A 7,697-nucleotide genomic window follows, 5' to 3' on the forward strand; every position below is an offset into this window, starting at 1 on the left:
GTGCCGCACTGGCGGACACCCCCTTCCCGCCGCCCGGAGAGGCCGGGACCGTCGCCGAGCGCTGGCTGCACGCCCTCGGCACCCCCGACGGCGGGATCGACGGCGCCCCGCCCGAGGAGGTCGCCGAACTGCGCCGCCGGCTCGGCGCCTGGTACGCCGCCGCCGAGCCCGTCGACCCGGCGCTGCGGCTCTGCTTCCGTCTGGTCGAGCCGCTCGGCCCCGACCCGGACGACCCGCAGGGGCGCCCCTCCGACGACGCCTGGCAGCTGGAGTTCCTGCTCCAGGCCGTGGACGAGCCCTCCCTGCTGGTCCGCGCCGCCGACCTGCACGAGGGCGGCGCCGCCCATGCCGCGCTCGCCCGCAAGGCCGACGACCCGGTCGACGTCCTGGTCGCCGAACTCGCCCGCGCCGCCCACCGGTGGCCCGCCCTGGACGGGCTGCGCCACCGCTCCCGCCCGTCCGTCCTGCCGCTGGACCGGGCCGGCGCACTGGACTTCCTGCGCACCGCCGCGCCCGCCCTCGCCGAGGGCGGCTTCGGGGTGCTGCTGCCCGCCTGGTGGCGCCGCCGTCCCCGGCTCGGGCTCGCCCTGCGCGCCACCACCCCGCCCGCGCCCGGCTCGCTCGCGGTCACCAGCCAGGTGGACCGGGATGCCGTGGTCGCCTTCCGCTGGCAGGCCGCGCTCGGCCCGGAGGGGGATCCGCTCACCGAGCAGGATCTGGCCGAACTCGCCTCTGCCAAGCAGGAGTTGGTCCGGGTGCGCGGCACCTGGCTGGAGGCCGACCCGGCGCAGATCGCCGCCGCGCTCGCCTTCCTCGCCGACCGGCGCGACGGCGTGCTCGCCGCCACCGAGCTGCTGCGGCTCGCCCTCGACCCGGAGGCGACGGTCGCCGGGCTGCCGGTCACCTCGGTGCGCGCGGACGGTCCGCTCGGCGAGCTGCTCGCCGGGCAGTCCGGCGCCGCCCCGGCACCGGAACTGCCGCCGGACTTCCGGGCCGTGCTGCGCCCGTACCAGGAGCGCGGACTGGCCTGGCTGCGGACCATGTCCGGGCTCGGCCTCGGCGCCGTGCTGGCCGATGACATGGGCCTCGGCAAGACCGTCCAGACCCTCGCCCTGCTCGCCTCCGAGAAGGCCGCCGAGGAGAGCTCCGCGAAGGGCGCTGAGAAGATCTCCGAGGAGGGGCCCGAGAAGGGTTCCGAACGCTCCGAGGGCGCCACCGGCCCCACCCTGCTGGTCTGCCCGATGTCCCTGGTCGGCAACTGGCAGCGCGAGGCCGAGCGCTTCGCCCCCGGCCTGCGGCGGTACGTCCACCACGGAGCCGGCCGCCTCGGCGCGGAGCAACTCGCTGCAGCGGTAAGGGGCGTGGACCTGGTCATCACCACCTACGGGCTGGTCCAGCGGGACCTCGCCGCCCTGCGCGCGATCCGCTGGCGCCGGGTGGTCGCCGACGAGGCCCAGCACATCAAGAACACCGGCACCGCGCAGTCCCGGGCGATCCGCGCGCTGCCCGTCTCCCGGCACCGGATCGCGCTCACCGGCACCCCGGTGGAGAACCGGCTCGCCGAACTGCACGCCGTCCTGGACTTCGCCAACCCCGGCCTGCTCGGGCCGGCCGAGCGCTTCAAGGAACGCTACGCGATCCCGGTCGAGCTGCACCGAAGCCCCGAGCGCACCGCCGAACTCCGGCGCCGCACCGCGCCGTTCGTGCTCCGCCGGGTCAAGTCCGACCCGGCGGTGGCGGCCGAGCTGCCCGCCAAGCAGGAGATGACCGTCTGGTGCAACCTCACCGCCGAGCAGGCCGGCCTCTACCAGGCCGTGGTCGCCGACCTCCTGCGGCGGGTCGAGGGCATCCGGGGCGTGGAGCGGCGCGGCACGGTGCTGGCTGCGATCGGCAAGCTCAAGCAGGTCTGCAACCACCCGGCCCAACTGCTGCACGACGGCTCGGCGGTGGGCGGGCGTTCGGGGAAGGTCGCCCGGCTGGCCGAACTGCTGGAGGAGGCGCTGGCCGAGGGTGACCGGACGCTGGTCTTCACCCAGTACGCCGAGTTCGGCACGATGCTCCGACCGTACCTGGAGCGCCGGCTCGGCGAGGAGGTGCTCCACCTGCACGGCGGCCTGCCCCGGGCGCGCCGCGAGGAACTGGTCGAACGCTTCCAGTCCCCGGACGGGCCACGGGTGTTCCTGCTCTCGCTGCGGGCCGGCGGCACCGGCCTCAACCTGACCGCCGCCAACCAGGTGATCCACCTGGACCGCTGGTGGAACCCGGCGGTCGAGGAGCAGGCCACCGACCGCGCCTTCCGGATCGGCCAGCGCCGGGACGTCCAGGTCCGCCGGCTGGTCTGCGTCGGCACCGTCGAGGAGAGGATCGACGAACTCCTCGCCGCCAAACGCTCGTTGGCCCGGACGGTGGTGGGCGAGGGTGAGCGCTGGCTCACCGACCTGCCGGTCGAGGCGCTGCGCGAACTGGTCGCCCTCACCCGGGAGGACGCCGTGGCCGAGGAGGACGCATGACCGGTGAACCGAAACCGCTGACCGACGAACCGAAGCCGCCCGTGGTCAACGTCGCCGCCTACTGGCGCGGCGACTTCACCCTGCACCCCGCCCCGCCCGAGGAGGACGGCCCGGACGAGCCCTCGCTGCGCCGCCTCGGACGCTCCGGCATCACCGTGCACGGCCGCGACCTCGCCGCCGTGCTCGCCCCCGCCTACGAGGCCTTCCGGAGCTGAGCGCGGTGGCTACCGTGCGGTAGCGTCGCGCGGGTGACCGACACCCACGGGACCGGGCCGACCAGCGGGGCCGCGCAGGCCGACGACACCCGACCGACCGACCCCAGGCTGGCCGACTTCGAGCAGCACCGGCGGATGGTCTTCGGCATCGCCTACCGGATGCTCGGCAGCGTCGCCGACGCCGAGGACCTGGTCCAGGACACCTGGCTGCGCTGGAGCGGCGTCACCGGCCCGGTCGCCGGCCCCGGCGGCTTCCTGGCCCGTACGGTCACCAACCTCGCGCTCAACAAGCTGGACTCGGCCGCCGTCCGCCGCGAGTCCTACGTCGGCCCCTGGCTGCCCGAGCCGCTGGTCACCGAGCCGGACGCGACCGACGGCGTCGAGCGGGCCGAGACCGTCTCGGTCGCCCTGCTGGTGGTGCTGGAGAGCCTGTCGCCGTTGGAGCGGGCGGTGTTCGTGCTCAAGGAGGCCTTCGGCTTCTCCTACCGGGAGATCGCCGAGGCCCTGGACCGCACCGAGGCCGCCTGCCGCCAGGTCGGCAGCCGGGCCCGGGCGCACGTGCGCGCCCGCCGGCCGCGCTACGACGCTCCGCCCGAGCTGCGCCGCCGGGCCACCGACGAGTTCCTGGCGGCCTGCGTCGGCGGCGACCTCAACCGGATGCTGGAACTGCTCGCGCCCGACGTCACCGGCTGGACGGACGGCGGCGGGGTGATCCGCGCCGCGCTGCGGCCGGTCACCGGCGCCGAGAACGTCGCCCGCTTCGTCCTCGGGGTGCTCCGCCGACTCGGCGAGGGGGCCGGTGCCCGTCCGGTCCTGGTCAACGGCGAGCCCGGCGTGCTGATCACCGTGGACGGAGCGGTCGACTCCGTCTCGGTGTTCGACTTCGCCGAGCAGCCCGACGGCACCGTGCGGATCTCCGAGATCCGCGCTGTCCGCAACCCGCACAAGCTGGCCCACCTCGCCGACCCGGCTTGACCCTCGACCAGGTCGAGCCCGCAGAGTCACCGGCATGGAGAGCGAGCTGCACAGCATCGGCGAACTGGCCCGCGCCAGCGGTCTGGGCGTCGGCACCCTGCGCTACTACGACGGCGCCGAGGTGCTCACCCCCGCCTGGGTCGACCCGCAGACCGGCTACCGCTGGTACCGGCCGGTCCAGCTCGCCGACGCCCGGCTGCTGGCCCGGCTGCGCCGGGTCGGCCTGCCGCTGGCAGGCATCCGGGCCGTGCTCGGTGCCGCACCCGGCAGCGGCGAGGCCCGGCAGGTGCTCGACGCGCACCTGCGCCGGCTGGAGGACGGCCTCGCCGACGCCCGCCGCGAGCTCTCCCTGATCCACACGATGATCGACCAGAGGGAGCAGCCGATGACCACCACCCCTGCCGGACTCCGGCTCACCGTCCCGGCCGAGGACCTCGCGGCCGCCCTGGACGCGGTCCGCTTCGCGGTCTGCGCGGACCCGGAGCTGCCCTCGCTCGCCGGCGTGCTCTTCGAGCCGGACGGACCGGTACTGCGCCTGGTCGCCACCGACCGCTACCGGATGGCCCTCGCCGAGGTGCCCGCCGCCGGCGACACGCCCGAGCGGCCGGTGGCCGGCACGGTCGTCCCGACCGCGCTGGTGGACGCGCTGCGCGCGCTGCTCGGCGCGGGGGCGGCAGAGGTGGCACTCACCCTCGGCGGCGGACTGGTCCGGGCCGAGGCCGGGGAGCACCGGATCGAGGGCGCCGCCCCGGACGTCGACTACCCCGACCACCGGGCCGTCACCCGGCTCGAACCGGAGCACCGGATCACCCTGCCCGCCGCCGAACTGCGCGCCGCAGTGGAGAGCGGCACCACCCGCACCCTGCCCTCCGGCCCGGACGGCGCCGACTGCGAGGTCACCGTCCTGACCGTGACCGGGGACGGCCTCCTGACGGTCGCCGACGACCCGGCCCCCGAGGGCTACCGGCTGGCCGTCAACCGGGACTTCCTGCTCGACGCCCTCGACGCCGGGCGGCCCGAACAGCTGCTCCTCGAACTCGGCGGCCCGATCGCCCCGCTGGCCGTCCGCACCCCCGGCCGGGCGGGCACCTTCTCCGTCCTGATGCCGATCCGGCTGCCCGAGTCCGCATGAGCGACCAGAGGCCCGCCGGGCCCGGCCGACCGGGCCCGGCGTGGCCTCTGGAAGGATCACCGGATGAGCCTGCACACCGATCCCCCCGCCGCCGAGGTCCACGTCCCCGCCCCCGGCGGCGGCCTGCTGTGGGCGGAGCGCCGCGGCACCGGCAGCCCGGTGGTGCTGCTGCACGGCTCCGGCATGGACTCCCGGCTGTGGGACGCCGTCGCCCCGGCGCTCTCCCGGCACCACGACGTGATCCGCTACGACGCCCGCGGCCTCGGCCGCTCCAGCGCGCCGGAGCAGGCCTTCGACGACGTCGCGGACCTGGGCGCCGTACTGGACCACTTCGGTCTGCGCAGCGCCGCGCTGGTCGGCCTGAGCATGGGCGGGGAGACCGCGCTGGACTTCGCCCTCGCCCACCCCGGCCGGGTCGCCGCGCTCGGCCTGGTCGGCGCCTCGGTCAGCGGCCACGACTGGCCGCCGTCCCCGGAGACCACCGCCTACGCCGAGGCCCGGCGGCGCGGCGACGCGGCGGCCCTGGCCGAGCTGGAACTCTCCGTCTGGGCCGCCATGGGCCGCGACGCACCGGGCGGCGAGCTGATCGCGGCGATGGTCGAGGAGAACGCGGCCCGCCGGATCGTCAGCGAGCGCCACCTCGCAGGCGCCCCGGCCCGGGCGGCCGAGCCGCTCCTCGGCACCGTCACCGCGCCCACCCTGGTCGTCCACGGCGACCGTGACCACCCGGAGATCGCGGTCATCGCCCGGCGGCTCGCCGCCGACATCCCCGACGCGCGCAGCCACCTCGTCCCGGACGCCGACCACTACCTCCCGCTGCGTTCCGCCGAACGGCTCACCGAGCTCCTCCTCCGTCATCTGGCCTGATCACCCGCCTGCCGAGCCCCGCCCGCCCGACGCGTTTGCTGCCGCTAGCACCCTGCTTGCATTTGCAAGCAGGGTGTTGCAGGCTGTCCGCATGGCCTCACTGAACGTCGGCTCGCTGGGCGAGTACATCCGCGAACAGCGCCGGAACGCCCAGTACTCGCTGCGGCAGCTGGCGGAGGCCGCCGGCGTGTCCAACCCGTACCTCAGCCAGATCGAGCGCGGGCTGCGCAAGCCGAGCGCGGAGATCCTCCAGCAGATCGCCAAGGCGCTGCGGATCTCGGCGGAGACGCTGTACGTCCAGGCCGGGATCCTGGAGGAGCGGCGGGGCGAGGGCCTGGAGCTACGGGCCTCGATCCTGGCCGATCCACTGATCAACGAGCAGCAGAAGCAGGCGCTGCTCGCGGTCTACGACGCCTTCCTCAAGGAGAACGCCGCGTCGGCCTCCGGGGCGACGACCGGCGGCCCAGCCACCCCGAACACCCACCGGGAGGACCGGTAACCATGCCCATCACCGACGAGATCAAGAAGACCCTCAGCGACCCGACCCCGCTGTACGCCCTGGCCGGCGCCGGAGACCTCGCGTACGAGAAGCTGTGCGAGGTGCCGGGCCGGGTCGAGGCGCTGGCGGCGGACCGCAAGGGCGCGCAGGAGAGGGCCACCGCCAGGCTCCAGGAGGCGCAGTCGCTGCTGACCGGGGCGCAGGCCAAGGTCACCGAGACGGTCACCACCCTGCCCACCGACCTCAAGGTCCTGCAGGAGCGGGCCCAGGGCTTCGCCATGCAGCAGGTGGCCCGCGCGGTCGAGCTGGCGGTGAAGGCCAGGGAGACGTACGACGAGCTGGCCGAGCGCGGCAAGGTCGTGGTGGACAGGGCCCGCCCGGGCGCGTCGGACGAGACCGACAGGCCCGAGCTGGCCGCGGAACCCGTCGAGGCCGAGCCGGCGGCGGAGGGCGACGCCGAGTCCGCTCCGAAGAAGTCCGCCAAGGCCCGCAGGGATGCCGCCGACGCCGCGGAGTGAGCCCGTGTGCCTCGGGGCACATCCGGTGACCGTGGGACGTTGGCCTCGTTGCGGACGGTCGTCGTGCCAGGATGGACGGCGGGCGCAGCGCCGGAGTCGAGAGCAGAGGAGATCGAGATGGTCGGAGTGTTTCAGATTCTGGCCTTTTCCTACCTGAACCCGATCTGGTGGGCGACGGTCGCCATCCTCGCCTACAAGCTGTTCGCCCTGGCCGACGCGGCCACCCGCCGGGAGGACGCCTACCGGGCGGCCGACAAGAAGACCAAGGGCTTCTGGGTGGCGATCCTGGCGATCTCCTTCGGCTGGGACTTCCTGTTCGGGGTGAACTTCTTCACCGGCATCGGCACCCTGGCCGGCCTGGTCGCCTCGATCGTCTACGTGGTGGACGTCCGCCCGGCGATCCGGGCGCTGACCGGCGGCGGTGGCGGCCGGGGCGGTCGGAGCAACACCGGGCCGTACGGCCCCTGGTAGGAACGGCAGCGGACAACGCGGCGGCCCGGGCGGGGAGTTCACCCACCCGGGCCGCCGCGTTGTCCGCCCGCCCGCGTGCTCGCCGACGTATTCGCCCGTGCGTCCGTCAGCCCAGGATCAGCTGCACCGGGTTGCGCTCCAGCAGCAGCACCGCGACGTCGTCGGTCAGCGCGCCGCCGTTCAGCTCCTCGACCTCGGCGATGGCGCTGTCGACCAGCCGCCCCCGGGTCAGCCCGGCGGCCTGGTGGTCGCCGACCAGGTCCGCGAGCCCGTCCTGGCCCAGCCGGCGCGACCCGGCCCCGACCCGGCCCTCGATCAGTCCGTCGGTGTAGAGCAACAGCCGCCAGCCGGCCGGAAGTTCGACCTCGTGGGCGGGCCAGGCGGCCTGCCCGTCGTGGCACGGCAACAGGCCGAGCGCGGGCCCGGCGAGGTCGGCGGGCAGGGTGATCGGCCCGTGGTCCCGGCCGAGCAGCAGCGGCGCCGGGTGCCCGGCGAGGTAGAGCCGGGCCC

At 75.2% G+C, this 7,697-nt stretch carries 9 protein-coding genes; 8 read left to right on the forward strand and 1 reads right to left on the reverse strand.

From position 1 onward, the window contains the following. The 8 genes from KS423_RS32285 to KS423_RS32320 form a co-directional block, all read left to right on the forward strand. A partial coding sequence (locus KS423_RS32285) for a DEAD/DEAH box helicase (protein WP_224283307.1) occupies window positions 1–2,510 on the forward strand: 2,510 nt, incomplete at its 5' end. Next, window positions 2,507–2,725 carry a hypothetical protein gene (locus tag KS423_RS32290; RefSeq protein WP_224283308.1) on the forward strand — a complete coding sequence of 73 codons (219 nt, stop codon included), beginning with the start codon at window positions 2,507–2,509 and terminating at the stop codon, window positions 2,723–2,725. The genes KS423_RS32285 and KS423_RS32290, both read left to right, overlap by 4 nt. A gap of 108 nt (window positions 2,726–2,833) precedes the next feature. Beyond that, window positions 2,834–3,700 carry an RNA polymerase sigma-70 factor gene (locus KS423_RS32295; protein WP_263455457.1) on the forward strand — a complete coding sequence of 289 codons (867 nt, stop codon included), beginning with the start codon at window positions 2,834–2,836 and terminating at the stop codon, window positions 3,698–3,700. Window positions 3,701–3,734: 34 nt separating this feature from the next. Further along, window positions 3,735–4,832: a MerR family transcriptional regulator gene (locus KS423_RS32300; RefSeq protein WP_224283310.1), complete on the forward strand. Its 1,098-nt coding sequence runs from the start codon at window positions 3,735–3,737 to the stop codon at window positions 4,830–4,832. Window positions 4,833–4,895: 63 nt separating this feature from the next. Then, window positions 4,896–5,699: an alpha/beta fold hydrolase gene (locus KS423_RS32305; protein WP_224283311.1), complete on the forward strand. Its 804-nt coding sequence runs from the start codon at window positions 4,896–4,898 to the stop codon at window positions 5,697–5,699. A gap of 91 nt (window positions 5,700–5,790) precedes the next feature. Beyond that, window positions 5,791–6,198, forward strand: coding sequence for a helix-turn-helix domain-containing protein (locus KS423_RS32310; protein WP_224283312.1), 408 nt, complete (start codon window positions 5,791–5,793; stop codon window positions 6,196–6,198). A gap of 2 nt (window positions 6,199–6,200) precedes the next feature. Further along, on the forward strand, window positions 6,201–6,716 hold the full coding sequence (locus KS423_RS32315) for a hypothetical protein (protein WP_224283313.1): 516 nt from the start codon (window positions 6,201–6,203) through the stop codon (window positions 6,714–6,716). 117 nt (window positions 6,717–6,833) lie between these two features. After that, a complete protein-coding gene (locus tag KS423_RS32320; RefSeq protein WP_224283314.1) occupies window positions 6,834–7,187 on the forward strand; it encodes a DUF2516 family protein in 354 nt (117 codons plus the stop codon). A 106-nt stretch (window positions 7,188–7,293) separates the two neighbouring features. On the opposite strand, the gene KS423_RS32325 is transcribed toward KS423_RS32320, so the two are convergent. After that, window positions 7,294–7,697, reverse strand: a 404-nt coding sequence (locus KS423_RS32325) for a PP2C family protein-serine/threonine phosphatase (protein WP_224283315.1), incomplete at its 5' end; no start/stop codon positions are given.

The organism is Streptomyces sp. LS1784, assembly GCF_020103755.1.
Taxonomy (GTDB): domain Bacteria; phylum Actinomycetota; class Actinomycetes; order Streptomycetales; family Streptomycetaceae; genus Kitasatospora.